This is a genomic window from Pseudomonas sp. NFPP02, from assembly GCF_900119355.1.
GTDB lineage: Bacteria > Pseudomonadota > Gammaproteobacteria > Pseudomonadales > Pseudomonadaceae > Aquipseudomonas > Aquipseudomonas paracarnis.
The window spans coordinates 272,399-298,557 of the sequence record NZ_FPJI01000005.1 but is presented as its reverse complement, the minus strand read 5'-3'; the positions used below and the strand labels follow the sequence as shown (position 1 = coordinate 298,557).

Annotated in this window: 23 protein-coding genes; 14 read left to right on the top strand and 9 right to left on the bottom strand. The window is 60.4% G+C overall.

The window, feature by feature from the left end; all coding sequences use genetic code 11:
• Positions 1 to 59: 59 nt before the first annotated feature.
• Positions 60 to 932 carry a LysR substrate-binding domain-containing protein gene (locus BT204_RS11545; RefSeq protein WP_057975633.1) on the bottom strand — a complete coding sequence of 291 codons (873 nt, stop codon included), beginning with the start codon at positions 930 to 932 and terminating at the stop codon, positions 60 to 62.
• A gap of 133 nt (positions 933 to 1,065) precedes the next feature.
• Between BT204_RS11545 and BT204_RS27880 the strand changes: the two genes are divergently transcribed.
• Positions 1,066 to 1,227 carry a hypothetical protein gene (locus BT204_RS27880; RefSeq protein WP_005785860.1) on the top strand — a complete coding sequence of 54 codons (162 nt, stop codon included), beginning with the start codon at positions 1,066 to 1,068 and terminating at the stop codon, positions 1,225 to 1,227.
• A 143-nt stretch (positions 1,228 to 1,370) separates the two neighbouring features.
• Positions 1,371 to 1,487, top strand: a complete 117-nt coding sequence (gene ccoM / locus BT204_RS28305; protein WP_019817835.1) for a cytochrome c oxidase subunit CcoM — start codon at positions 1,371 to 1,373, stop codon at positions 1,485 to 1,487.
• 230 nt (positions 1,488 to 1,717) lie between these two features.
• On the opposite strand, the gene BT204_RS11540 is transcribed toward ccoM, so the two are convergent.
• Together BT204_RS11540 and BT204_RS11535 are read right to left on the bottom strand one after the other, a co-directional pair.
• Positions 1,718 to 3,193, bottom strand: coding sequence for an inorganic phosphate transporter (locus BT204_RS11540; RefSeq protein ID WP_003189291.1), 1,476 nt, complete (start codon positions 3,191 to 3,193; stop codon positions 1,718 to 1,720).
• A 315-nt stretch (positions 3,194 to 3,508) separates the two neighbouring features.
• Positions 3,509 to 3,709 carry a hypothetical protein gene (locus BT204_RS11535; protein WP_003189295.1) on the bottom strand — a complete coding sequence of 67 codons (201 nt, stop codon included), beginning with the start codon at positions 3,707 to 3,709 and terminating at the stop codon, positions 3,509 to 3,511.
• A 561-nt stretch (positions 3,710 to 4,270) separates the two neighbouring features.
• On the opposite strand from BT204_RS11535, the gene pcaR reads away from it, so the two are divergent.
• The 11 genes from pcaR (at position 4,271) to pcaC (ending at position 15,084) form a co-directional block, all read left to right on the top strand.
• Positions 4,271 to 5,113 (top strand): pca regulon transcriptional regulator PcaR, encoded by an 843-nt coding sequence (gene pcaR, locus BT204_RS11530; protein ID WP_003189296.1) that lies wholly within the window; start codon positions 4,271 to 4,273, stop codon positions 5,111 to 5,113.
• A 145-nt stretch (positions 5,114 to 5,258) separates the two neighbouring features.
• Positions 5,259 to 6,599 (top strand): 4-hydroxybenzoate transporter PcaK, encoded by a 1,341-nt coding sequence (locus tag BT204_RS11525; RefSeq protein WP_034125964.1) that lies wholly within the window; start codon positions 5,259 to 5,261, stop codon positions 6,597 to 6,599.
• Between the two features lie 248 nt (positions 6,600 to 6,847).
• On the top strand, positions 6,848 to 7,705 hold the full coding sequence (locus tag BT204_RS11520; protein ID WP_014717292.1) for a CoA transferase subunit A: 858 nt from the start codon (positions 6,848 to 6,850) through the stop codon (positions 7,703 to 7,705).
• On the top strand, positions 7,705 to 8,484 hold the full coding sequence (locus BT204_RS11515; RefSeq protein ID WP_072446868.1) for a CoA-transferase subunit beta: 780 nt from the start codon (positions 7,705 to 7,707) through the stop codon (positions 8,482 to 8,484). Before BT204_RS11520 ends, BT204_RS11515 begins: the two co-directional genes overlap by 1 nt.
• Positions 8,481 to 9,683 carry a 3-oxoadipyl-CoA thiolase gene (gene pcaF, locus BT204_RS11510; protein WP_175550967.1) on the top strand — a complete coding sequence of 401 codons (1,203 nt, stop codon included), beginning with the start codon at positions 8,481 to 8,483 and terminating at the stop codon, positions 9,681 to 9,683. The genes BT204_RS11515 and pcaF overlap by 4 nt, the downstream gene beginning before the upstream one ends.
• A gap of 21 nt (positions 9,684 to 9,704) precedes the next feature.
• Entirely contained in the window at positions 9,705 to 10,409 is a 705-nt protein-coding gene (gene pcaH / locus BT204_RS11505; RefSeq protein WP_072446865.1) for a protocatechuate 3,4-dioxygenase subunit beta, read from the top strand.
• Position 10,410: 1 nt separating this feature from the next.
• On the top strand, positions 10,411 to 10,977 hold the full coding sequence (gene pcaG / locus BT204_RS11500) for a protocatechuate 3,4-dioxygenase subunit alpha (RefSeq protein ID WP_057975635.1): 567 nt from the start codon (positions 10,411 to 10,413) through the stop codon (positions 10,975 to 10,977).
• A gap of 225 nt (positions 10,978 to 11,202) precedes the next feature.
• Positions 11,203 to 12,498, top strand: coding sequence for an MFS family transporter (locus BT204_RS11495; protein ID WP_032893116.1), 1,296 nt, complete (start codon positions 11,203 to 11,205; stop codon positions 12,496 to 12,498).
• Positions 12,499 to 12,508: 10 nt separating this feature from the next.
• Entirely contained in the window at positions 12,509 to 13,873 is a 1,365-nt protein-coding gene (locus BT204_RS11490; RefSeq protein ID WP_072446863.1) for a 3-carboxy-cis,cis-muconate cycloisomerase, read from the top strand.
• Between the two features lie 10 nt (positions 13,874 to 13,883).
• Positions 13,884 to 14,675: a 3-oxoadipate enol-lactonase gene (gene pcaD / locus BT204_RS11485; RefSeq protein ID WP_072446861.1), complete on the top strand. Its 792-nt coding sequence runs from the start codon at positions 13,884 to 13,886 to the stop codon at positions 14,673 to 14,675.
• Positions 14,676 to 14,685: 10 nt separating this feature from the next.
• The gene (gene pcaC / locus BT204_RS11480) at positions 14,686 to 15,084 is read left to right on the top strand and encodes a 4-carboxymuconolactone decarboxylase (RefSeq protein ID WP_054898418.1); all 399 of its coding nucleotides are present in this window, start codon (positions 14,686 to 14,688) and stop codon (positions 15,082 to 15,084) included.
• On the opposite strand, the gene BT204_RS11475 is transcribed toward pcaC, so the two are convergent.
• The 6 genes from BT204_RS11475 to BT204_RS11450 all read right to left on the bottom strand — a co-directional run bounded on the left by BT204_RS11475 (position 15,081) and on the right by BT204_RS11450 (position 24,984).
• Entirely contained in the window at positions 15,081 to 16,694 is a 1,614-nt protein-coding gene (locus BT204_RS11475) for a M91 family zinc metallopeptidase (protein WP_054898419.1), read from the bottom strand. The genes pcaC and BT204_RS11475 overlap by 4 nt on opposite strands.
• Before the next feature lie 108 nt (positions 16,695 to 16,802).
• Entirely contained in the window at positions 16,803 to 17,702 is a 900-nt protein-coding gene (locus tag BT204_RS11470) for a polysaccharide deacetylase family protein (protein ID WP_072446860.1), read from the bottom strand.
• An 82-nt stretch (positions 17,703 to 17,784) separates the two neighbouring features.
• Positions 17,785 to 19,035: an OprD family porin gene (locus tag BT204_RS11465; protein ID WP_054898421.1), complete on the bottom strand. Its 1,251-nt coding sequence runs from the start codon at positions 19,033 to 19,035 to the stop codon at positions 17,785 to 17,787.
• Between the two features lie 181 nt (positions 19,036 to 19,216).
• On the bottom strand, positions 19,217 to 20,674 hold the full coding sequence (gene adeC / locus BT204_RS11460; protein ID WP_003189337.1) for an AdeC/AdeK/OprM family multidrug efflux complex outer membrane factor: 1,458 nt from the start codon (positions 20,672 to 20,674) through the stop codon (positions 19,217 to 19,219).
• Positions 20,671 to 23,832 carry an efflux RND transporter permease subunit gene (locus tag BT204_RS11455; protein ID WP_034125973.1) on the bottom strand — a complete coding sequence of 1,054 codons (3,162 nt, stop codon included), beginning with the start codon at positions 23,830 to 23,832 and terminating at the stop codon, positions 20,671 to 20,673. Before BT204_RS11455 ends, adeC begins: the two co-directional genes overlap by 4 nt.
• 3 nt (positions 23,833 to 23,835) lie before the next feature.
• The gene (locus BT204_RS11450; protein WP_054898422.1) at positions 23,836 to 24,984 is read right to left on the bottom strand and encodes an efflux RND transporter periplasmic adaptor subunit; all 1,149 of its coding nucleotides are present in this window, start codon (positions 24,982 to 24,984) and stop codon (positions 23,836 to 23,838) included.
• Between the two features lie 265 nt (positions 24,985 to 25,249).
• On the opposite strand from BT204_RS11450, the gene BT204_RS11445 reads away from it, so the two are divergent.
• Complete coding sequence (locus BT204_RS11445; RefSeq protein WP_034125975.1) at positions 25,250 to 25,882, top strand: TetR family transcriptional regulator; 633 nt, start codon at positions 25,250 to 25,252, stop codon at positions 25,880 to 25,882.
• The last annotated feature ends 277 nt before the right edge of the window (positions 25,883 to 26,159 follow it).

The window sequence follows — 26,159 nt, the reverse complement described above, 5'->3', positions numbered from 1 at the left end:
ATGTTGGCGGTGGCGAGGGGCGACAAACGGATAGATCTCATCCGACGTATCGAAAAACCTCACGCGTCGGCACACGCCTGCTTCAACCACTGGCTGAAGCATTCAGCCGCCTCACTGAGCGGGCGCTGAGGTGCGATCAGCCAATAGCCGATATCGCTGTGATAGGGCGGCCAGTCAAAGGCCTCTACCAGGCTGCCGTCCTGGAGCCTGCGTTCGATCAGGCGATGGCGGCCCATGGCGATCCCCTGGCCGGCCACGGTCGCTTCGACCACGATGTTGTAGTCATGCAGCATCACGCGGGGGTGGTGATCTAGGTTGACCTGGTAATGGGCCGACCAATCGGTCCACTCGAAAGGGCGGTGGGAGGTCGCCATCAACAGCGCGCCCCTGGCGATCTGCCTGGCTTTGAACCCAGGGCTGCATACCGGTGACAGGGTTTCGGCCATCAGGCGTGTGGCGCGCACGTCGGGCCAGTCGCCCTTGCCGTAGCGGATGGCCAGGTCAACCTCGGCCGTGGCGACGTTGGCCAGTTGAATGGCGGGCAGCAACTCCACCTGGATATGCGGGTAGCACCGTAGAAACTCGGCCAGGCGCGGCGCCAGCCATAACGTGGCAAAGGATGCCAGCAAGCCGATACGCAACACACTGGCGCTGGGCGCACCCCGTTGGTTGCGCGTCGCAGCGGCGATGGCGTCCAGGGCAGGGCGGATTTGCGCGTAGTAATCTTGCCCGGCCAACGTCAGGTCAATCGCACGGGTTCGCCGGATAAACAACGGTTTGCCCAGGTGGTGTTCGAGCTTATGTACCTGGTGGCTCAGCGCGCTTTGGGTCACCGACAACTCGTTGGCCGCCTTGATAAAACTCAAGTGCCGCGCCACGGCCTCGAAGGCGCGCAGGGCCAGCAGCGGTGGAAGGTCGTTGTGCAAGGCCACCTGGATGCGCCTCCTGGGCAGGGTAGAAAGTGCCGATTTTGGTCGATGGCCTGCATTTTGTCGCCCGCTTAATTGCCGTCGGGCGGGGCAGGCCGCATTATTGAGGCATTCCCGCCACGACGTAAGCCAAGCCATGAGTGATGACGACAAGCTGATCGACCTGAACGCCGAACGTGCCAAGCGCGTGCACGACCTCAATGACAAACGCTTGAATGAAGTGCGCCAAGCCTTTGAACAAGCCATGCCCTTGGGCAAGCCCAAGAAAAAGTCCAAGAACAAGCCGAAAAAGCGTTGAAACGCCCTGCATCCATTGATGCAGGTCAGTTATTCCCCTTCTTTACGCCCCGTCGTGGGCGACATTGATCCTGGTCAATTTCCCACTGCGCCTTCTCCATTAACTTAGCCCTATCGCAACAGGGCAAGTGCAGGAGGCCGGTCATGTTTTTCGATAATGTGGTTTTCGCCGGAGTGCTGACTGTTAGCCTCATGGTGCTGTTTTTTGTAGGGTTTGGATTTTTTATCTGGAAAGACGCGAACAAGCGTAAAAAACCTTAAGTCTTTCCGGGTTACATGAGCACGCAAGGCATTTTGGGCGACTTCGGTCGCCCTTTTTTTTGGCTCGTTCCCACGCTCCGCGTGGGAATGCATCCTGTGACGCTACGCGTCACCCGTGCGCGAGTGGGACGCGGAGCGTCCGTGGCGGCATTCCCACGCAGAGCGTGGGAACGAGCATAAAAAAAGGTGCGACCCTCGCGGATCGCACCTTTTTTATTGCCGGCTGGCTATCAGTTGCCCAAAGCCTTGGACGCCAACCAGAACAACCCGGCCGAAAGGCCTACGGTCGCTGGCAAGGTCAATACCCAGGCCATCAGGATGGTCTTGACGGTGCCACCTTGCAGGCCGCTTTTGTTGGCAACCATGGTGCCCGCCACGCCAGAAGACAGGACGTGGGTGGTGGACACTGGCAGGGCGAAGATATTGGCAAAGCCGATCATGGTGGCCGTGGTGATTTGCGCCGACATGCCCTGGGCATAGGTCATGCCTTGCTTGCCGATCTTCTCACCGATGGTCAGTACCACGCGCTTCCAGCCCACCATGGTGCCCAGGCCCAGGGCCAGTGCGACCGCGAGAATCACCCAGAACGGAGCATACTCGGTGGTGGCGGTCAGGTCTTTGCGCAGCTTGTCCAGGTCTGACTTCTCACGGGAGTCCAGGCCTGGCAGCTTGCCGACCTTTTTCGCGGTGTCATCCAGGCAAAGCAGGTAGCGACGCACTTCGATGCGGTGGTCGGCCGTCAGCGAGTGGTAGTCCGAAACGCCCTTGAGGGTGCCCAGCAGCGCGTTGATCGTCGGTTCGGTCTGCTGCGGGTTGCAGCGGAACTTGCCCGGCAGGTCATCCTTCACGCTTTTGCCCAGGGCCAGGAACTCACCGAGGGTCTCGTGGTTGCGCTGGTAGAACTGGTTCAGGTGCAGGGTGGCGTCGCGGGTACGTTCGATCTGGTAAGTGGTGCTGCCCAGGTCCAATACGAACTGCGCCGGCACGATACCGATCAGTACCAGCATGATCAGGCCGATGCCTTTCTGGCCATCGTTGGAGCCGTGCACGAAGCTTACAGCCATGGCCGAAATCACCAGGACCAGGCGGTTCCAGAACGGCGGGTGCTTCTTGTCGTCGAGCTTGCGGCGCTGGTCCGGGGTCTTGTGCATCTTAGACAGCGGGCGCCACCACTTCAGGCCGATCAGCACCAGGGCGGCAACCAGGAAGCCCGCCATCGGCGAGAACACCAGGGAGGCGCCGATATCCACGGCCTTCTGCCAGTTCACACCGTCAGCCAGGGGGATGTCGTTGATCAATGCATTGGCCAGGCCGACACCGAGGATCGAGCCGATCAGGGTGTGGGAGCTGGAGGCGGGGATACCGAAGTACCAGGTGCCCAGGTTCCAGGTGATCGCCGCCGCCAACAACGAGAAGACCATTGCCAAGCCGTGGCCGGTGTTCACATTGATCAGCAACTCCACCGGCAGCAAGTGCACGATGGCGTAGGCGACACCGACACCGCCGAGCAATACGCCGAGGAAATTGAACACCCCGGAGAAGAACACGGCCAGGTGTGGCGGCATGGCTTTGGTATAGATGACTGTGGCCACCGCGTTAGCGGTGTCATGAAAGCCATTGATGAACTCGAAGGCGAGGACAAAGGCCAGGGCGAGCAACAGGCTCACGAGAACCCAAGCATCCAGTCCGCTGAATAAATCGATCATGAAGGTTTTCTGACCCGGTCGTAAGGGGGCGCGATTATGCCAGAAAACATCAGTAATCGATGCATTAGCTGCTCATCGGTAACAATCTTCCTGGAAAAAAAACCGGCAAGACACACGTATCCCAGGGTTTTCGGGGCTTTGGCAAGTCTTTGATTTATAAAGCGCAGGCCGCGGAAGGCGGACTTTTGTCATGAAAACGCCATGCCTGAAACATTTGTATGAAATTTCGTGGGTAGCTGTAGGTTACTGACCAGCGGCCGCTGAACCAGTGGTTGACCGGCAGCGACTGCAAGGCGCTGAACTCGACCGAAGTGCTCAGGGCTCCTCGGTCTTGAGTTCCTGCTCGATTTTTTGGATTTCCTGGGCAAATGCCTGATCCAGCAGGCTGGCTCGTTTGCGCCATGGTTTGCGTTCCGGCTCAGGTTGCGCGGCGTAGGTGGTGACTTCCCCGCCGTAGACGTCCTTGTAACGTTGCTCCTGGCGCTCAAGTTCCGCGCGCAGTTCATCTTTCGTCACAGTATTACCTAATTGAGTTGAGTTATTGATTGCGCAGTGTCATGCCTGAAAGTCGTGCTCGGGGCGATTCCAAATAGAACAGTAGAACCGTTCAAGTTGGTATACGAGCCTGAGGGCCGTTCTTTTAAGCGAGTACTTGTGACCGGCGTTGCCTGCAGCCTGCAATGCCTGGTGAGCTCCCCTCCCGATAGTGATACCGGGCTGACCTCTGCACAGGTTGCATTATAGCGGCGCATTTGAAGAACACTATCATCATGAAGTTAAAAAGCGTCAACGGCGTGCTTGGGTTTTGTTACATATCGCCGACGTATTTGTGAACAGCGTCATCTTCATATCTGTATTCATACTGATAGAAGGGTAAATGCCTACACTTTTCGGCGCCATCAGCTAAATCTCGAACGTTATCTGCGGGATCTGCACCCATGCCGGCCAAATTGCGATAATCGCATGGTTGTCCGATAATCGCCCAATGTTACCGGCGTTGACTTGTGCAGGGCGGCCGGCACGGCTTGTAATAGCCGCCAACCCTCCCGTGGTGATAACAAGAGAAGGCCCGTTGAAATGAACGATCAATTGCGCAACTCCTTTGCATCAGTGGCGCCGCCGATCGTGGCTTCACCGGCCAAGCGCATCCAGGCATTCACCGGTGATCCGGATTTCATGACGTCCCTGGCCCGTGGCCTGGCCGTGGTGCAGGCGTTCCAGGAGCGCAAGCGTCACCTGACCATCGCCCAGATCAGCCACCGCACCGAAATTCCCCGCGCCGCCGTGCGCCGTTGCCTGCACACCTTGATCAAGCTCGGCTACGCCACCACGGATGGGCGCACCTACTCGCTGTTGCCCAAGGTGCTGACCCTCGGTCACGCCTATCTGTCGTCCACACCGCTGGCCGTTTCGGCACAGCCTTATCTGGACCGCATGAGCGAGCAGCTCCATGAAGCCTGCAACATGGCTACCCTGGAAGGCGATGACATCCTCTATATCGCCCGTTCCGCCACCACCCAGCGCCTGATCTCGGTTGACCTGTCGGTGGGCGGGCGCCTGCCTGCGTATTGCACGTCCATGGGTCGCATTCTGCTGGCCGCCCTCGACGATGCCTCGCTGCAGGATTATCTCGACCATGCCGACCTGCAAACCAAGACCAGCCGCACCCTGACAACACCGCAAGCGTTATTCGAATGCCTGCAACAGGTGCGTCAGCAGGGCTGGTGCATTGTCGACCAGGAACTGGAGCAGGGCCTGCGCTCCATCGCGGTGCCGGTGTATGACGCGTCCGGCCAGGTATTGGCCGCGCTGAATGTCAGCACCCACGCCGGTCGGGTCAGCCGCAGCGAGTTGGAGCAGCGCTTTTTGCCGAGCATGCTCAGCGCCAGCCGTGAGCTGAGTGCGCAGCTGTTTGCCTAAGCTGTTCGGTGACCGCACAGATCCCGGCTGGCTCGATTGACGGTGTTTCCCTTGGCTTATTAATGTGCGGCAGCGCTCTGAGGAGCTGCCCAATAAGAATGACGGCCCCAGGTCGTCAGCCCGCCATCGGTGTGGAATAAAAATAATGAATCAGCCTTCTGTCGGTACCACCCTGGACGTACAGTCCTTTATCAACACCCAGCCACTTTCGCGCTATCAATGGCGCGTGGTGATCCTGTGTTTCCTGATTGTCTTTCTCGACGGCCTCGATACAGCCGCCATGGGCTTTATCGCGCCGGCACTGTCCCAGGACTGGGGCATCGACCGCGCCAGCCTCGGCCCGGTGATGAGCGCCGCGTTGATCGGCATGGTGTTTGGCGCACTCGGTTCCGGCCCGCTGGCCGACCGCTTTGGCCGCAAAGTCGTGCTGGTCGGCGCGGTGTTGGTGTTTGGTGCGTTCAGCCTGGCGTCGGCCTACAGCACCAATGTCGACCAGTTGCTGGTGCTGCGCTTTCTCACCGGCCTGGGCCTGGGCGCCGGCATGCCGAATGCCACCACCTTGCTGTCTGAATACACCCCCGAGCGGCATAAATCCTTGTTGGTGACCAGCATGTTCTGTGGTTTCAACCTCGGCATGGCCGGTGGTGGGTTTATTTCGGCCAAGCTGATTCCCGCGTTCGGCTGGCACAGCCTGTTGCTGATAGGCGGCATCCTGCCGTTGATCCTGGCGGTGGTGCTGTTGGTGTGGCTGCCGGAGTCTGCCCGCTACCTGGTGGTACGCAATCGCGGCACCGACAAGGTACGCAAGACCCTTGCCCCCATCGAGCCAAACATCGTTGCCCAGGCCACTCACTTCAGCGTACCGGAGCAAAAAACCGTCAAGGCCCGCAATGTGTTCGCAGTGATTTTCTCGGGCACCTACAGCGCTGGCACGTTGCTGTTGTGGCTCACGTACTTCATGGGCCTGGTGATTGTTTACCTGCTGACCAGTTGGCTCCCCACTTTGATGCGTGACAGCGGCGCGAGCATGGAACAGGCCGCGTTTATCGGCGCGCTGTTCCAGTTTGGTGGGGTATTGAGCGCGGTGGGCGTGGGCTGGGCGATGGACCGGTTCAACCCGCACAAAGTGATCGGCACTTTTTATCTGCTGGCCGGGGTGTTTGCCTACGCGGTGGGGCAGAGCCTGGGCAACATCACGCTGTTGGCCACCCTGGTGCTGGTCGCCGGGATGTGCGTCAACGGTGCGCAATCGGCAATGCCATCCCTGGCAGCACGTTTCTACCCCACCCAAGGCCGTGCCACCGGGGTGTCATGGATGCTCGGCATCGGCCGCTTCGGCGCGATTCTGGGGGCGTGGATGGGCGCTACTTTGCTGGGCCTGGGCTGGAACTTCGAGCAGGTGCTTACGGCACTGGTGATTCCGGCGGCATTGGCCACGGCAGCGGTGGTGATCAAGGGCATGGTCAGCCATGCCGATGCCACCTGAAACCAATCGCTACCCCTGTGGGAGCTGGCTTGCCTGCGATAGCGGTGCTGAATCCACTCGCGCCATCGCAGGCAAGCCAGCTCCCACATTGACCCTGTTCCTTACAATGGTTAGTTAAGTAACAATCGGTTCGATAATCGAACGCTCAGTCGATTATCGGATTGTTCGGTCCATTTCCCCGGCTTAATCTTCAAGCACTTCGGCGCCACCTCAGCGCCTTTTTCGATCAACACCGGGAGCCCAACCCCATGGCTGAAATCCTCACCCTGCGTGATGCGGTCAAGCGCTTCGTGAATGACGGCGATACCGTCGCCCTCGAAGGCTTCACCCACCTGATCCCTACGGCTGCAGGCCATGAAATCATTCGTCAGGGCAAGAAAGACCTGACGCTGGTGCGCATGACGCCTGACCTGATCTACGACCAGTTGATCGGTGCCGGCTGTGCGCGCAAGTTGATTTTCTCCTGGGGCGGCAACCCGGGCGTGGGTTCCCTGCATCGGCTGCGCGACGCGGTAGAGAAACAATGGCCGCAAGCGCTGGAGATCGAAGAGCACAGCCACGCCGACCTGGCCAATGCCTACGTCGCCGGTGCCTCCGGCCTGCCGTTCGCGGTGTTGCGTGCCTACGCCGGTTCCGACTTGCCCAAGGTCAACCCGCTGATCAAGACCGTCACCTGCCCCTTCACCGGCGAAGTGCTGGCGGCGGTGCCGTCGGTGCGTCCGGACATTACCGTGATTCATGCGCAGAAAGCCGACCGCAAAGGCAACGTGCTGCTCTGGGGCATTCTCGGGGTGCAGAAGGAAGCGGCCCTGGCGGCCAAGCGCTGCATCGTCACCGTCGAGGAAATCGTCGACGACCTGAATGCGCCGATGAACAGCTGCGTGCTGCCGACCTGGGCGCTGACGGCGGTGTGTCACGTACCCGGTGGTGCCCATCCGTCCTACGCGCACGGCTACAACGAGCGGGATAACCGTTTCTACCAGGCGTGGGACCCGATTGCCCGCGACCGCGGCACCTTTACCGCCTGGATCGACGAATACATCCACGGCACTGCCGACTTCAGTGAATTCCAGGCCAAGCTGGCCGCCGCGCAGGAGGCTAAGTAATGGCTTATTCCACCAATGAAATGATGACCGTCGCCGCCGCACGCCGCCTCAAGAACGGCTCGGTGTGCTTCGTTGGCATCGGCCTGCCATCCAAGGCGGCCAACCTGGCGCGCCTGACGTCCTCGCCGGATGTGGTGCTGATCTACGAGTCGGGCCCGATTGGGGCCAAGCCCAGTGTGTTGCCGCTGTCCATCGGTGATGGCGAGCTGGCGGAGACCGCCGACACCGTGGTGCCCACCGGTGAGATCTTTCGCTACTGGCTGCAGGGCGGGCGCATTGATGTCGGTTTTCTCGGCGCGGCCCAGGTCGACCGTTTCGGCAATATCAACACCACCGTGGTCGGTGATTATCACCAGCCCAAAGTGCGTTTGCCGGGTGCCGGTGGCGCGCCGGAAATCGCCGGTTCGGCCAAGAGCGTGTTGATCATCCTTAAGCAATCGTCCCGTTCGTTCGTGGACAAACTGGACTTCATCACCTCCGTCGGTCAGGGCGAAGGTGGCGACTCACGCAAGCGTCTGGGCCTGCCCGGCGCCGGCCCGGTAGGCATCATTACCGACCTGTGCATCATGGAGCCGGAGGAGGGCAGTCATGAGTTCGTGGTCACTGCGCTGCATCCGGGCGTAACCCGCGAGCAAGTGATCGCCGCCACCGGCTGGGCGATTCGCTTTGCCGACCAGGTGAGCACCACCGCTGAACCCACCGAGACCGAACTGACCGCCCTGCGTGACCTCGAAGCGCGCACCGCGGCTGCCCACGGCCAAGCACCGGGAGAAGCCTGATGCGCGAGGTTTTTATCTGTGATGCCATTCGCACGCCTATCGGCCGTTTCGGCGGTGGCCTGTCCACAGTGCGTGCCGACGACCTGGCGGCGCTGCCGATCAAGGCGCTGATCGAGCGCAACCCGTCGGTGGACTGGAGCGCCGTAGACGAAGTCTTCCTCGGCTGCGCCAACCAGGCAGGTGAAGATAACCGCAACGTGGCACGCATGGCGTTGCTGCTGGCGGGGCTGCCGGAAAGTATTCCTGGAGTGACCCTCAACCGCCTGTGCGCCTCGGGCATGGATGCCATCGGCACCGCTTTTCGTGCGATTGCCAGTGGTGAAATGGAGCTGGCGATTGCCGGTGGCGTCGAATCGATGTCCCGCGCTCCGTTTGTGATGGGCAAGGCCGACGCGGCGTTCTCGCGCAACATGAAGTTGGAAGACACCACCATTGGCTGGCGCTTTATCAACCCGCTGATGAAGTCCCAGTACGGCGTGGATGCCATGCCGCAGACGGCCGATAACGTGGCCGATGACTATCAGGTTTCCCGCGCCGACCAGGACGCTTTCGCCCTGCGCAGCCAGCAACGCACCGCCGCTGCCCAGGCCGCCGGGTTCTTTGCCGAGGAAATCGTTCCGGTGCGGGTCGCCCATAAAAAAGGCGAAACCCTGGTGGAACACGATGAACACCCACGGGACACCACGTTGGAAGCCCTGGCCAAGCTCAAGCCGGTCAACGGCGCGGACAAGACCGTCACTGCTGGCAATGCCTCGGGCGTCAACGATGGCGCCGCGGCGCTGATCCTCGCCAGCGCCGAGGCCGTCAAGCAACACGGCCTCACCGCCCGCGCCCGTGTGCTGGGCATGGCCAGTGCTGGTGTAGCCCCGCGCGTGATGGGCATCGGCCCGGTGCCGGCGGTGCGCAAACTGGTGGAGCGCCTTGGGTTGGCGGTCACCGACTTTGATGTGATCGAACTCAACGAAGCCTTCGCCAGCCAAGGCCTGGCGGTGCTGCGCGAGCTGGGTATTGCGGACGATGCGCCCCAGGTCAACCCCAACGGCGGCGCCATTGCCCTCGGCCATCCCTTGGGGATGAGTGGTGCGCGGTTGGTACTGACGGCCCTGCACCAATTGGAAAAAACCGGCGGCAGCAAAGGCCTGGCGACCATGTGCGTGGGCGTCGGCCAAGGCTTGGCCCTGGCGATTGAACGCGTCTGATCAATAAAAGAGGATTGCTTCATGAGTGACAAGCCCGGTTACCGGCGCCCGCAAGCGGGCACTCAACCTGATTACCTGCACCCGGCCTACCAGTCGACGAACCTGCGTTCGCCGTCCCAGCCTTTGGTGTTCCTGCCCCATTCCTTGTCGGAAATCACCGGCCCGACCATCGGCGCCGAACGTATCAATGAGAAGGACAACGACCTGACAGCCCAGCATGAGGGCGAGCCGCAAGGCGAGCGCATCATCATTCATGGCCGTGTGCTGGACGAAAACGGCCTGCCAGTGCCGGGCATCCTCGTGGAGATCTGGCAGGCCAATGCCGCCGGCCGCTACAACCACAAGCGCGACCTGCACGATGCACCCCTGGACCCGAACTTCACCGGCACCGGGCGCACCGTCACCGACGTCGATGGCTGGTACCAGTTCCAGACCATCAAGCCCGGCGCCTACCCGTGGGGCAACCACCACAACGCCTGGCGCCCGGCGCATATCCACTTTTCGCTGTTCGGCCCCAGCGTGCTGACGCGCCTTGTGACGCAAATGTATTTCCCGGGTGACCCGTTGCTGGAGTACGACCCGATCTACAACTGCGTGCCGGATACCAGCGCCAAGCAACGCTTGATCGCTAGCTTCGACCTGGAAAAAACCATTCCTTCCTATGCCCTCGGCTACCGCTGGGACATCGTCCTGCGCGGCCGCGACGCCACGCCGATGGAGAAATGAGATGACACTCAACGCGACCACGTCCCACACCGTCGGGCCGTATTACCACATTGGCCTGACCTGGCTGAACCGTGAAGACCTGACCGTCACCGCCACCCTCGGTGAGCGCGTGGCAATCAGCGGTCAAGTGGTGGACGGCAACGGTGATGTCGTCAACGACGCCATGCTGGAAGTCTGGCAGGCCAACGCCGTCGGCAAATATGCTCACCCCGAAGACGAGCAGGACAAAGCGCTCGACCCGAACTTCGAAGGCTTCGGCCGCGTGCCGGTGGATGCCGAAGGGCGTTTTCGTTTTACCACCATCAAGCCGGGCAGTGTGCCGGGGCTCAAGGGCACCACTCAGGCGCCGCATTTGGTGGTGCTGGTGTTTGCCCGTGGGTTGGTGAAGCACTTGCTGACGCGGATTTATTTTGACGGTGAGGCCTTGAACGGCGATGACCCGTTGCTGGCTTGTGTGCCGGCAGAACGTCGTGGCACCTTGATTGCCCAGGCGGATGCGGCAGGGGTATATCAGTGGAATGTGATTTTGCAGGGCACAGATAAGGAAACGGTGTTCTTCGACTATTGAGTTGGCTGTTGACGATCGTTCCCACGCTCTGCGTGGTAATGCATCCCGTGACGCTGCGCGTCACCCGCGAACGGCAGGACGCGGAGCGTCCCATGCGGCATTCCCACGCAGAGCGTGGGAACGATCAGGGTGAGGCTCCGGCTCCACCTATCCAAAAGTCTGCTTGCGGAACAGGGTTGTTGCAAAGTATGTCTAGGCTATAACCGTTCCCACTGAGAAAAAAACATGACAACAAAAACCAGCCACTACACCGGAGAAGAACGCAGTAAACGGATCTTTGCGATTGTCGGTGCGTCCTCCGGCAACCTGGTCGAATGGTTCGACTTCTACGTCTATGCCTTCTGCGCGATTTATTTTGCCCCGGCGTTTTTCCCCTCGGATGACCCCACGGTGCAGTTGCTCAACACCGCCGGTGTGTTTGCCGCCGGGTTCCTGATGCGACCGATCGGTGGTTGGTTGTTTGGCCGGGTGGCCGACAAGCACGGGCGCAAGAACTCGATGATGATCTCGGTGCTGATGATGTGTGGCGGCTCCCTGGTCATCGCCTTCCTGCCCACTTATAACGACATCGGTGCCTGGGCCCCGGCGCTGCTGTTAGTGGCACGACTGTTCCAGGGCTTGTCGGTGGGCGGCGAATACGGCACCACGGCCACCTACATGAGTGAAGTCGCGCTCAAGGGCCAGCGTGGCTTCTTTGCTTCGTTCCAGTACGTGACCCTGATCGGCGGCCAGTTGCTGGCGGTGCTGGTGGTGGTGATCCTGCAACAGATCCTCACCGAAGAAGAATTGCGTGCCTGGGGCTGGCGCATCCCGTTTGTGATCGGCGCCATAGCCGCCGTGATCTCCCTGCTGCTGCGTCGCACCCTGAAAGAAACCACCAGCAAGGAAATGCGTGAAGACAAGGACGCCGGCAGTATCGTCGCGCTGTTTCGCGACCACGGCAAAGCCTTCATTACGGTGCTGGGCTACACCGCCGGCGGCTCGCTGATTTTCTATACCTTCACCACCTACATGCAGAAGTACCTGGTGAACACCGTCGGCATGCACGCCAAGACCTCGAGCTACATCATGACCGGCGCGCTGTTCCTGTACATGTGCATGCAGCCGCTGTTCGGCATGTTGGCCGACAAGATCGGCCGGCGTAATTCGATGCTCTGGTTTGCCGGCCTTGGCACGTTGTTCACAGTGCCGATCCTGCTGACTTTGAAAACCGTGACCAGCCCGTTTTTGGCATTTGTGCTGATCACCCTGGCCTTGGCGATTGTCAGCTTCTACACCTCCATCAGCGGCCTGGTCAAAGCGGAGATGTTTCCGCCGCAGGTGCGTGCCTTGGGCGTGGGCCTGGCCTATGCGGTGGCTAACGCGGTGTTTGGCGGTTCGGCAGAAGTGGTCGCGCTGAGCCTCAAATCCATCGGCATGGAAAACACCTTTTATTGGTACGTCACCGCGATGATGGCGGTGGCCTTCCTGTTCAGCTTGCGCCTGCCGAAACAGGCGGCGTACCTGCATCACGATCTGTAAGGGATGAGTTATGACGTTGCGCACGAGCAATCAACTGTTCGACGCTTATTTCACTGCTGACAGCATGGCCGAGGTGTTCTGTGACCAGGGGCGCTTGCAGGGCATGCTGGATTTCGAAGCCGCACTGGCCCGGGCGCAGGCCCGCGTAGGGTTGATTCCCCAGGCCGCCGTCGCACCGATTGCCCAGGCGTGCCTGGCGTCGCTGTATGACGTGGATGCCCTTGGCAGCGCAATTGCCACGGCGGGCAACTCAGCGATTCCTTTGGTGAAGGCGTTGGGCAAGTTGATCGCCAGTGAGGACGCTGACGCCGAGCGTTATGTGCACCTGGGCGCAACCAGTCAGGATGTGATGGACACCGGCCTGGTGCTGCAACTGCGCCGTGGGGTGGAATTGATCGAGGCCGACCTGGCTCGTCTGGGGGAGGTGTTGGCCGCCCAGGCCCAGCGTTACGCCACCGTGCCGTTGGCCGGGCGCACCTGGTTGCAGCACGCGACGCCGGTCACCCTGGGGATGAAAATCGCCGGTTGGCTGGGCGCGGTGACGCGCAGTCGCCAGCGTCTGGCCGAGTTGAAGCCGCGCCTGCTGGTGCTGCAATTTGGCGGCGCCTCGGGCACCTTGGCCGCGCTCGGCGAACACGCCATGCCTGTGGCCGAGGCCTTGGCCGCCGAGTTGCAACTGGGCTTGCCGGAGCAACCCTGGCACACCCAGCGTGACCGCCTGGTGGAGTTTGCCTGCCTGCTCGGTCTGATCGCCGGTAGCCTCGGCAAGTTGGGCCGCGATATCAGCCTGTTGATGCAGACCGAAGCGGCGGAGGTGTTCGAGCCTTCGGCGCCGGGCAAGGGCGGTTCGTCCACCATGCCGCACAAGCGTAACCCGGTGGGCGCCGCGGTGCTGATCAGCGCAGCCACCCGCGTACCCGGCCTGGTGGCGACAATGTTCAGCGCCATGCCCCAGGAGCACGAACGCAGCCTGGGCTTGTGGCACGCCGAATGGGAAACCTTGCCAGAGATTTGCCGCTTGGTGTCCGGTGCCTTGCATCAGGCAATTCTGGTCAGTGAAGGGCTGGAGGTGAATGCCGAACGCATGGCACAGAACCTCGACCTGACCCAAGGCCTGGTACTGGCCGAAGCGGTGAGTATCGTGCTCGCCCAACGCTTGGGCCGTGACACCGCACACCATCTGCTGGAGCAGTGCTGCAAACGTGCGGTCGCCGAGCAGCGCCATTTGCGCGCGGTACTGGCGGATGAGCCGCACGTCACCGCCGAGCTGTCGGCGGCTGAACTGGATCGCCTGCTCGACCCTGCCCACTACCTGGGCCAGGCGTCTACCTGGGTCACGCGTGCGGTGACCGAACATTTTGCTTTGACTGCCTGAGGAGAACGCTGTGGCTTTTGTACAACTCGCCGAGGGCGAACTGCATTACCAACTCGAGGGGCCCGCCGACGCACCGGTATTGGTGCTGTCCAATTCCCTGGGTACCGACCTGCATATGTGGGATATCCAGATACCGGCTTTTACCGAGCATTTTCGTGTGCTGCGATTCGACACCCGTGGCCACGGCCAATCCTTGGTGACCGAGGGGCCTTACAGCATCGAGCAACTGGGCCGAGACGTGATCGCGCTGCTGGATGCGCTGGATATCCAGAAGGCGCATTTTTGCGGACTGTCCATGGGTGGCTTGATCGGCCAATGGCTGGGCATTCATGCCGGCGAGCGCCTGCAACGCCTGGTGGTGTGTAATACCGCGGCCAAGATCGGCACGCCCGAGGTGTGGAACCCGCGTATCGAAATGGTCCTGCGTGATGGCGCAGCCGCGATGGTGGCGCTGCGCGATGCGTCGATTGCGCGCTGGTTCACCGCGGATTTCGCCGCCGCCAACCCGCACCAGGCCAAGCAGATCACCGACATGCTCGCGGCCACGTCACCCGAGGGGTATGCCGCCAACTGCGGCGCTGTGCGCGATGCGGATTTTCGTGAGCAATTGTCCTCGATCAAGGTGCCGACCCTGGTGATTGCCGGCACCGAAGACGCGGTGACGCCGCCAGCCGGCGGCCACTTTATCCAGAGCCATGTGCAGGGTGCCGAGTATGCCGAGTTCTATGCGGCGCACCTGTCCAACGTTCAGGCCGGTGCTGCGTTCAGCGACCGGGTGATCGAATTTCTGCTGGCCCGCTGAGGAGCTATTTGTGGACGAGAAACAACGTTATGCCGAAGGCCTGCAGGTGCGCCGCGAAGTACTGGGCGATGCCCATGTCGACCGCAGCCTCAATGCCCTGACCGAGTTCAACAGCGAGTTCCAGGAAATGATCACCCGCCATGCCTGGGGTGACATCTGGACCCGCCCCGGCCTGCCTCGGCATACCCGCAGCCTGATCACCATCGCGATGCTGATCGGCATGAACCGCAGTGAAGAACTGAAACTGCACCTGCGTGCCGCCGCCAGCAACGGCGTGACCCGCGCCGAGATCAAGGAAGTGCTGATGCAGAGTGCGATTTACTGTGGGATCCCGGCGGCGAATGCGACGTTTCACTTGGCTGAGTCAGTGTGGGATGAGTTGGGAGTTGAGTCGCGGGGCGCGGTCTAGATGTATTCCGTACGTAGTGGGCGGCGCATTTCTTCCTTCAGTGCATTTTCAGTAAATGCAGGGGGGTTGCTTGTCGTGGGCTCGGTTGCACGATGATCGTCAAAATCGAACGATAATGCATCTGTAGGCAAGCCTACTGCTTGACGTTCGTCGTTGGGCTCGCCCTCAGGATTCTCGTCTATGACTGTTTGACCTTCGAGGAAGGTACCCGTGGCCCCATTGTAGGCGTGGGCCATTTCATGGAATAGGACGTTGACCGGAGCAGTTTCGTCATTAGGCACGAAGGAGGGGTTGTATTGTAATTGTGCGCCCGTCGCGAAGGCGCCACGTTGATTGTGAGCAATGTAGCCCTGGGCTGCTGGTTCAAGGGTCTCCAGGGATTTACCTGTAGCCAGGTGGTTGCGCACCGCTGCGTTATTAAAAATGTAAAAGCCGTTATCATCAGCCGTTTCAGTGATGCGCACCGGAGAGTCATTGCGCTGGGCCGAGTTATCGGCAGTGCTTAACATTTTTTTGCCTGGCAGGGACATTCTCAGCAGTTCCATGTCGTCCTCTACGTATTGTATGAACTCGGGAGAGCCTTCAACGACATAGCCACTTTTTCCTGCTTCGCGGTATTGCGTGTGAATGAGCGTGGAACCTGGCGTGCGGTGAATCTCGTCCGAAGGCTTGGCATAAATGACGGTGTCATCGCTATTGGACCTGACAATATTTTTGTCGCGCCCGGTATAAATCGTGGCAGGGCCCTGCGTGACTATCAGGTTTTCACCTTTGCCTCCATGCATGACTATCGGGTTTGGGGAGTCATTGCTGGTGCTAATCATAAAGTCGTGACCGTCACCACCGTCCATGTAGATATGGCGATCAGCAGAACCCTCTCCTGACTGCATGCGGTCATTACCGTTGTTTCCCTTGAGAATGCCACTGCCGGAGCCTGCGATGAGTAAATCGTCGCCATCATCACCAAATGCGATGCCGACGCCGCTGCCCAGTTTTAGCCAGTCGTTCCCTGCGCCTCCGTATAGACGCGTATTACCCGAGCCAGCACGGGCATAATCATTGCCCTCGCCCAGTTCAATGCGAATGTCGTTATTAACGTCTGGGTGGATCACAACGCAGTCATCGCCGCCTTTGGTTTTTATGCGCAGGGGCTGGATTTCAGTTCCGTCAGAGGAGCGAGCAAGACTCAGTTGATACGGTATGTTATTGATGGTGGCGACCAGACTGTCGTCCGGGCCTTTTTTGATAATGACCTTATCGGCACGGTCAGTTGTCTCGATTACACATTCATTACCAGCAGCCCCTATCGGCTCGCCGTTTTTGCTTAAGTAGGTTATCTCCTGATAGATCTTTACGTTCGCGTCATGACGCAACACATCAGTGTTGATGTATTTTTTTTGGGTTGTGTCTAGTGGGTCCTGATCAGGTGTGAGCCTGGAATGGCTGGAAAAGTACAGGAAATCCACTGTCCTGTCCGGTCCTACATACCCGGCAGATTTAGCGTTGATCTGGATGGGTGGTCGCGGTGAGGTTGTGCTGGAAGGTGCCTCCACGGGCGCCATGGGTTGTGGATTGACGGCGTATGCGCCAGAAAGCGAAGACGTATTCATGTGGGTCATCTCATTGTGTGTTGACCCTGAGTGGTGGTGCTGGAATTGAGGTTCCCGACAGCAGGTGGGCGGGGACGGCAGCAGATGTTATCCGTTGTTGCGACGAGGTTAATGAGAGTCTGCGTCCCACACCAGATTCCAAATCCCAGGCAAATGCACTGGGTCGTCCACATTTTTCACGGTTCGCGCAATCGCCGCGCGCTCAACCTGGGCCGTGTCGGTGTAGAACGGCTCGGCAGCGGTCGTCAAACCGTTGACCCGCGCGCTGTCCATCAGGATCTGCAAGTACTCCTGCATATGCCGCGCGGTGTAGCGGTTGATGTCATGGAAGGTCACCACTACCGGGATCACGCCCTCCACCGTCGGCAGCTCCCCCAAGGCAATACGTTCGCGCACCACCGACAGTTGCCGATACAGGTTGGCCCGCCGACGCGGGCTGGCGTTGAAGCCCCAGATCTTGCCGTCATTGGCACTCAGGTCCGTCAGCAGTACGTGCATGCCGTGGCGTTGGTAGGCGGCGAAGGTGCGCTTGTCGTAGTTCCAGAAGGGTGGGCGTACCAGCACGGGGGGCGCGCCCGTGATGGCGGCAATGTCTGCGGCCCCTTCGGTAAGGGTGTGTTCCAGGGTGGCGTCGTTCAGCCAGCGATGATTGGTGTGAAACGCCGTGGCGGTGTGAAAGGCCAGGACATGGCCAGCGGCGAATTCACGTTCCATGGTCTTGCGCCCCCGGGCACTGCCGCCGGAGCGAGCGGCTTCGGTCTGCAGGAAGAACACCGCCTTGATTCCCGGCAGCACCGGGTTGTTGGCCAGGTCCGCCACTACCGAACGGCTCGGATTGTTGTAGCCCGAGGCGCTTGGGCCGTCATCGAAGGTCAGCAAAAAGCGGATCGGCGCCTGGGCCAGCAGGCGCTGTTCGGTCTGTGGCGTCAGGGCGATGGGGGCGCTGATGCAGCCCCCCAGGCTCAAGGCCAGGGCAAACAGTGCGATTGCTGTAGCGAAGGATTTCATGCCGTGCGGCGCCCGAGTAAAGGCCGCTGCTGGGGGGATCAGCAGCGGCAGGCGCGCACCATACAGTAAGTGCTATGCCGGTTTACAGCAGACTGATCGGATAGCTGACGATCAACCGGTTCTCATCGAACTCGTTGTTGCTGTAGTCCCTGCGCATGCTCGAATTGCGCCAGCGCACGTTGAGGTTTTTCAGCGTGCCGCTTTGCACCGTATAGCCTACTTCGGTCTCGCGGCCCCACTCCTTGCCGTCGGTGATGGTGCCGGTGTGTACGTTGCTGCCGCTGATATAGCGGTTCATCAGGGTCAGGCCCGGTACGCCGAGGGCGGCGAAGTTGTAGTCGTGACGAACCTGCCAGGATTTCTCCTGCGCGTTGTCGTAGCTGGAGTTGTAGCTGTCGTTGGCCAGGGTACCGCCGCTGGTGCCGTTGACGCGCATCCAGGCACTGTCGCCGGTGAGTTTTTGCAAACCGACGTAGAAGGTGTTGCCGCCGTACCTGGCCGAGAACAAACCGGACCAGGTTTTGTTGTCCAGGTCGCCGGCGCGGGCGCTGCCGTCGTCCTTGCCGTAGAAGAAGCCCAGGTTGGCGCCCAGGGTCCAGGCGCCCACAGGCTGGCTGTGGATCAGATTGACGAACTGCTGGCTGTAGATGTCCTTGAGCTGGGCATTCCACACGCCGACTTGGGTGCGTTTGTCGTTGAACGCGTATTCGGCGCCCTGGAAATTGAAACGGTCGGAGGTGAAGGCGGTTTTGCCGAACATCGACATGTCGCTCATGCTGCCGTCGTCCCGCGGGCTGTTGGCGCGGAATTGGCCGCCATAGAGGGTCAGGCCGTCGATTTCCTTCGAGGTGATCTGCCCACCACGCAGGGTCTGTGGCAGGGAGCGGCCATCGTCGGAACGCAGGATCGGCAGCACCGGCATCCATTCGCCCACCTTCAACTCGGTCTTGGAAAAGCGCGCCTTGAATGCCACGCCGAGCCGGCCGAATTCATCGGCTGGCCGACCGTCATGGTCCAGCGGCAGCAACTGCGTGCCGCCCGTGCCACGCCCGCCATCAAGCTTGAGCGAGTACAAGCCCAGCACATCCACACCAAAACCGACTGTGCCTTGGGTGAACCCGGACTTGGCGTCGAGAATGAAACTTTGCGTCCACTCCTGCGCGCCACCCTGAGCCTTCGTAGGATTGGTGTAGTTGCGGTTGAAGAAGAAATTACGCAGGTTGAGGTTGGCGCTGGCGTCTTCGAGAAAGCCGTGATCCTGGGCGAGAACGGGCAGGGCAGAACTGGCGACAGCAGCCGCCAGCAACAGCTGGCGCGGTTGGAAAGTGCTCATGGTGTGGACCTGTTGTTATTGGGTTTATGCAGGTGGCGGCCATGGTGCGCGGCGGTGCGGGGGCGATGAAAGTAGGGGAAGGCGGGTTGTGGGCGATGATCGAACGTAAGTTGTACGGGCAACAATGCAGGCATAAAAAAACCGCTTCCGGTGAGGGAAGCGGTTTTTCACACCCGCGCTATCAGAACAACTTCAACGGCGGTGCTTGTTCTTTCAACGGCTCGTTCTTCGCAGTCTGCTCGTTCCAGCCACCGCCGAGGGCCTTGTACAGGTTGACCTCGCTGGTGAGCTGCGCCAGGCGATCGGTGATCAGCGATTGCTGGGCACTGAACAGTTGGCGCTGGGCGTCGAGGAAGGTCAGGTTGCTGTCGACACCAATGCGGTAGCGACGCTCGGCCAGGCGGTAGTAATCCTGGTTAGCCTCGACGAAGCCGCGTTGGGCATCCAGTTGCTGCTTGTAGGTCGCACGCGCGGCCAAGCCGTCGGAGACTTCCTGGAAGCCGGTCTGGATGGCCTTCTCATAGTTGGCCACGTTGATCTCTTTCTGGATCTTCGAGTAGTCCAGGCTTGCGCGCAGGCTACCGGCGTTGAAGATCGGGATGTTGATCTGCGGGGCAAACGCCCAGGTCCCCGAACCGCCTTTGAACAGGCCACCCAGGGTAGGGCTGGCAGTACCGGCGCTGGCGGTCAGGCTGATGCTCGGGAAGAACGCCGCACGGGCCGCGCCGATGTTGGCGTTGGCGGCCTTGAGGTTGTACTCGGCTTGCACGATGTCTGGGCGACGTTGCAGCAGGTCCGAGGGCAACCCGGCAGGCACTTCGCTGAGCAGGTCATCGGACAGCGGCTTGCTGGCGATATTCGCCGGCAGGCCGGTGCCCAGCAGCAGGGTCAGGCTGTTTTCGTCCTGGGCCACCTGGCGGGTGTAACGCGCCAGTTGCACACGGGCGTTTTCCACCGAGGTGCGTGCCTGGCTGAGGTCGAGGGCCGAGGCCACGCCGACTTCATTGCTGCGCGAGGTGAGCTTGTAGCTTTGCTCGAACGCGGCCAGGGTGTCCTGGGTCAGCTTGAGCAGCTCCTTGTCGGCCTGCCAGGTCAGGTAGGCATTGGCCACGCTGGCCACCAGGCTGATTTGGGTGCTGCGGCGCGCTTCTTCAGTGGCGAAGTACTTTTGCAGCGCTTCTTCACTGAGGCTGCGCACGCGGCCGAACAGGTCCAGCTCATACGAACTGATGCCAAGGCCCGCCGAGTACTGGCTGGCGATGGTCGATTCGCCGGTCTGCGACAGCTTGGCCGGGGTGCGCGAACGGCTGCCGTTACCGGTGGCCGATACCGCCGGGAACAGGTCGGCACGCTGGATCTGGTATTGCGCTGCATAGGCGTCGATGTTCAGCGCCGCGACACGTAGGTCACGGTTGTTCACCAACGCGGTCTGGATCAATTGCTGCAGGGCAGGGTCATGGAAAAACTGCTTCCAGCCTTGCTCGGCAGCGGCCTGGCTCGGCGCCTGGGCCGACGAATACGCCGGCCCCTGCGGGAACTGCGCGGCCACCGGCGCTTCGGGACGCTGATAGTCAGGTATCAGCGAGCAGCCACTGAGCACGAAGGCGGTGACGGCTAGGGAAAGTAGCGACTTGCTCATTGGCCAGCCTCTTTAGGAGTTTCAGTAGTGTCTTTCTTTTTGCGTTCGCCAGCGGCGGACACGGTTGCGTAGAACAGTGGCACCCAGAAGATCGCCAGCACAGTGGCCGTGATCATACCGCCGATAACGCCGGTACCGATTGCGTGCTGGCTGCCTGAACCGGCGCCGGTGGAGATTGCCAGCGGCAATACGCCGAGCATGAACGCCAACGAGGTCATGATGATCGGGCGCAGACGCATGCGGGATGCTTCGATAGCCGCCTCGACGATGCCTTTGCCTTGCTCATGCAGTTCCTTGGCGAATTCCACGATGAGGATGGCGTTTTTCGCCGCCAGGCCCACCGTCACCAACAGGCCCACCTGGAAGAACACGTCGTTGGACAAGCCGCGCATGCTGGTGGCGATCAGTGCACCGATCACACCCAGAGGTACAACCAGAATCACCGCGATCGGGATCGACCAGCTTTCGTACAGTGCCGCCAGGCACAAGAACACGACCAGCAGCGACAGTGCGTACAGTGCTGGCGCCTGGGAACCGGAAAGGCGTTCTTCGTACGACAGGCCTGTCCAGGCGTAACCGACACCGGCCGGCAGTTCTTTGGCGATGCGTTCGACTTCGGCCATCGCATCACCGGTACTGTAGCCCGGTGCCGGGGTACCGAGGATTTCCATCGCCGCTACACCGTTGTATCGCGAAAGCTTGGGCGAACCGTAGATCCACTTGCCCGACGAGATGGCCGACAGCGGCACCATTTTCCCGTCGTTGCTGCGCACGTACCATTTGTCCAGGTCTTCGGGCGACATCCGGCTGGCGGCGTCGCCTTGTACATACACCTTCTTCACGCGACCACGGTCGATGAAGTCGTTGATGTAGCTACCACCCAAGGCAATGGCCAGGGTCTGCTGGATATCCGCCAGGCTGATGCCTTGGGCACTGGCTTTCTCGTCGTCAACGGTCAGCTCGTACTGCGGCTCGTCGTTCACGCCGTTAGGACGCACGCCGGCCAGCACCTTGCTTTGTGCCGCCGCACCCAGGAACTGGTTACGTGCAGCCATCAGCTTGTCGTGGCCGACGCCACCCTGGTCTTGCAGGAACACGTCGAAACCCGTGGCGTTACCCAACTCCAGCACCGAAGGCGGCACGATGGCGAAAACCATGGCGTCCTTGAAGGCCCCGAAGAAGTAACCCTGGGCACGCTTGGCCACTTCGAACACCGACTGGCTCGAATCACGCTCATCCCACGGCTTGAGCATCACGAACGCAAGCCCGGAGCTCTGGCCACGACCGGCGAAGTTGAAGCCGTTCACGGTAAACACCGACTTCACCGCCTTGCCTTCGCCTGGCTCGCCTTCCTTGTCGTTCAGCAGGAAGGCGCGCATGTCGTCGACGACTTTCTGCGTGCGCTCAGCCGAAGCACCGACCGGTGTCTGCACCTGGGCGAAGATCACACCCTGGTCTTCCTCAGGCAGGAACGCGCTTGGAATACGGGTGAACATCCAGATCATGCCGGCCAGGATCAGCGCATACACCAGGAATGCCGGGATCTTGTGCTTGATCATGCCGCCCACGCCGCGCTCGTACTTGAGTACGCCACGGTCGAAGGTGCGGTTGAACCAGCCGAAGAAGCCGCGCTTGGGCTGGCCGTGTTTTTCCGGATCAATCGGCTTGAGCATGGTGGCGCACAAAGCCGGGGTGAAGATCAGGGCAACCAGCACCGACAACGCCATCGCCGAAACGATGGTGATGGAGAACTGCCGGTAGATCACACCGGTGGAACCACCGAAGAACGCCATCGGCAGCAGTACCGCCGACAGTACCAGGGCAATACCCACCAGGGCACCCTGGATCTGGCCCATGGACTTGATCGTTGCTTCCTTGGGCGACAGGTGCTCCTCGGCCATTACCCGTTCGACGTTTTCCACCACGACGATGGCATCGTCCACCAGCAAGCCGATGGCCAGGATCATGCCGAACATGGTCAAGGTGTTGATGGTGAAGCCGCACGCCGCCAGGATCCCGAAGGTACCCAGCAATACCACCGGTACGGTCATGGTAGTGATGATGGTGGCACGGAAGTTCTGCAGGAACAGGAACATCACCAGGAACACCAGCACGATCGCTTCGACCAGGGTGTGAACCACACCGGAGATCGATTCGGTCACGACCGGGGTGGTGTCATACGGCACCACCGCCTTCATGCCAGGCGGGAAGAACGGCTCCAGGGACTTCACTGTTTCGCGGATGGCCTTGCCGGTGTCCAGTGCGTTGGCACCGGCCGCCAGCTTGATCGCCATACCCGAAGCCGGCTTGCCGTTGAACTGTGCACTGATGCTGTAGTTCTGGCCGCCCAGTTCGATGCGCGCGACGTCACCCAGGCGAACCTGGGAGCCGTCGGTGTTCACCTTCATCAGAATCTTGGCGAATTCCTCGGTGCTTTGCAGGCGCGTCTTGCCGATGATCGTGGCGTTCAGCTGGGTGCCTGGCAGGGCTGGCAGGCCGCCCAGTTGGCCGGTGGCCACCTGCACGTTCTGGGCCTTGATGGCATTGCTGACGTCCACTGGCGTGAGCTGATAATTGTTCAGTTTGGCCGGGTCGAGCCAGATACGCATGGCGTACTGCGAACCGAACACCTGGAAGTCACCCACCCCCGCGGTACGGGAGATCGGGTCCTGGATGTTGGACACGATGTAGTTGGAGAGGTCGTCCTTGGTCATGCTGCCGTCTTCCGACACCAGACCGATCACCATCAGGAAGTTCTTCACCGACTTGGTCACGCGGATACCCTGTTGCTGCACTTCTTGCGGCAGCAGTGGGGTGGCCAGGTTGAGCTTGTTCTGTACCTGGACCTGAGCGATATCCGGGTTGGTACCCTGGTTGAACGTCACGGTGATGGTCATGCTGCCGTCGGAGTTACTGTCCGAGGAGACATAACGCAGGTTGTCGATACCGTTGAGCTGTTGCTCGATGACCTGCACCACGGTGTCCTGCACGGTTTGTGCGGACGCGCCTGGGTAGGTCACCTGGATATCAATGGCCGTTGGCGCAATGGCCGGGTATTGGTTGATGGGCAACTTCAGGATCGAGAGTGCCCCGACCAGCATGATCACCAGGGCAATTACCCAGGCGAAAATGGGACGGTCGATAAAAAATTTCGACATGGATTACTCCCCTTGACCAGCAGCGGCAGCAGGCGCTGCGGCAGTACCGGCGGGTTTAGCGTTGGAGGCTTCCGTGACCTTCACCTCGGCGCCTGGCTTGACGTACTGCAAGCCTTCGGTGATGACGCGATCACCGGCATTGAGGCCTTTTTCCACCAGCCAGTAGGCACCGGCGGTACGGTTGGCAACCAGTTCGCGTTGCTCGACCTTGTTGTCCTTGTTCACGATCAGCGCGGTCGGAATGCCGCGCAGGTCACGGGTCACGCCTTGTTGCGGAGCCAGGATGGCCTTGCTGTTCACACCGGCCAGCAACTGGGCGTGTACGAACATGCCCGGCAGCAGCACGTGGTCAGGGTTGGGGAACACGGCGCGCAGGGTCACGGAACCGGTGGTCTGGTCGACCGACACTTCGGAGAACTCCAGCTTGCCGTCCTGGGCGTAGGCCGTGCCGTCTTCCAGGGTCAGCTTGACCTTGGCAGCGTTTTCGCCGGCTTTTTCCAGTTGGCCACTCGCCAGATCGCGACGCAGCTTGAGCATTTCAGCCGAAGATTGCGTGACGTCGACGTAGATCGGGTCCAGTTGCTGGATCACCGCCATGGCGTCGGCCTGGCCATTGCTGACCAGTGCGCCTTCGGTGACCGAAGAACGGCCAATACGCCCGGAGATCGGCGCGTACACCTTGGTATAGCGCACGTTGATCTGGGCGGTTTGAACGTTTGCCTCGGCAGTCATGCGGTTGGCAACGGCGGTGTCGTATTCCTGACGGCTGACGGCTTGTTCATCGACCAATTGCTTGTAGCGATCGGTGATGGATTTGGTCTGGGTCAGGCTCGCTTGTGCGCTTTTGAGCGTGGCTTCATACACCGACGGGTCGATCTGGTAGAGCTGTTGCCCTTCCTTCACGTCGGCGCCTTCCTTGAACAGGCGCTTGAGAATGATGCCGTTGACCTGCGGCCGGACTTCCGCAATGCGAAAGGCCGTGGTGCGGCCTGGCAGCTCGGTGGTCAGGGTATAGGCTTGCGGTTGAATGGTGACCACGCCGACCTGAGGGGTTTGAGCGGGCGGTGCCGCTTCTTCCTTTTTACATCCGCTGAGCAGCGATGCCAGGGCGACGGCAGTGACCAGAGCGGTAACAGCTGGCTTAAGTTGCATGAAGATCCTCGGGTCAGGCGCGCAGAGTGCGCACAAGAAGTGTGGAAGGGTAAAAAACAAGCCGTGAGTGGATAAGTAGCTTGCTACGCAATATACTTACGTTCATGGTTGTTTGTAAACTCTTGACAGGCTTCGCGCAATGTTGACAAAGCACCGCCGCAAGCCTCGATTCTAGTACGTTCGGCGCCCATGACGGCGTCGTCCCACAATTATTCAGATGACGGTCAAGTACCGTCCACAGTGTCCCGATTGAGGTTTTACTGCCATGGTTCGTCGCACCAAAGAGGAAGCTCAGGAAACGCGCAGCCAGATTCTCCAAGCCGCCGAGCAAGCCTTTTATGAGCGTGGCGTAGCGCGTACCACCCTGGCGGACATCGCCGCGTTGGCGGGCGTGACGCGTGGGGCTATCTATTGGCATTTCAGCAATAAGTCCGATTTGCTCCAGGCCTTGCTCGATACGCTGCACGAACCCCTGGACGAATTGGCCCGGGCGAGTGAAAGCGAGGATGAAGTCGACCCGCTGGGCTGTATGCGCAAGCTGCTGATTCATCTCTACCATGAAGTGGCCCTGGACCCGAAAACCCGGCGCATCAACGAGATTCTGTTTCATAAGTGCGAGTTCACCGATGAAATGTGTGACATGCGCCGCCAACGCCAGACCCACAGCCTGGAATGCAACCTGCGTATCAGCCTGACGTTGCGTAACGCGGTTCATCGCGGGCAACTGCCTGAAAATCTCGACACCACCCGTGGGGCTGTCTGCATACATGCCTTCATCCACGGTTTGATCGGCCAGTGGCTGCTGGTCCCCGATAGCTTTGAACTGCACCAGGACGCCGAGCGCTGGGCTGATATAGGGCTGGACATGCTGCGCCTGAGCCCCAGCCTGCGCAATTGAAACAAAATGCGTAATTGCAACCCGTTGTGTCAACAGTAAAGCCTAAGGACGGTCAATCGTCCTTCTGGCTGATTTGTGGGGTGACTTTATATACGGCCTGGCGGGCGGTTGATAGGTAGCCGGCTAAGTATTTTGTAGCGATATTGTTGCCGTTCTGTGAAGCGATGTTTCCAGGGGGGCTACAGACAGGCACAAATGTGGGAGGGGACTTGCTCCTGACACTGTAGGAGCGAGCTTGCTCGCGAAAAACTTCAACGATAACGCGTGCTTCCTGAGT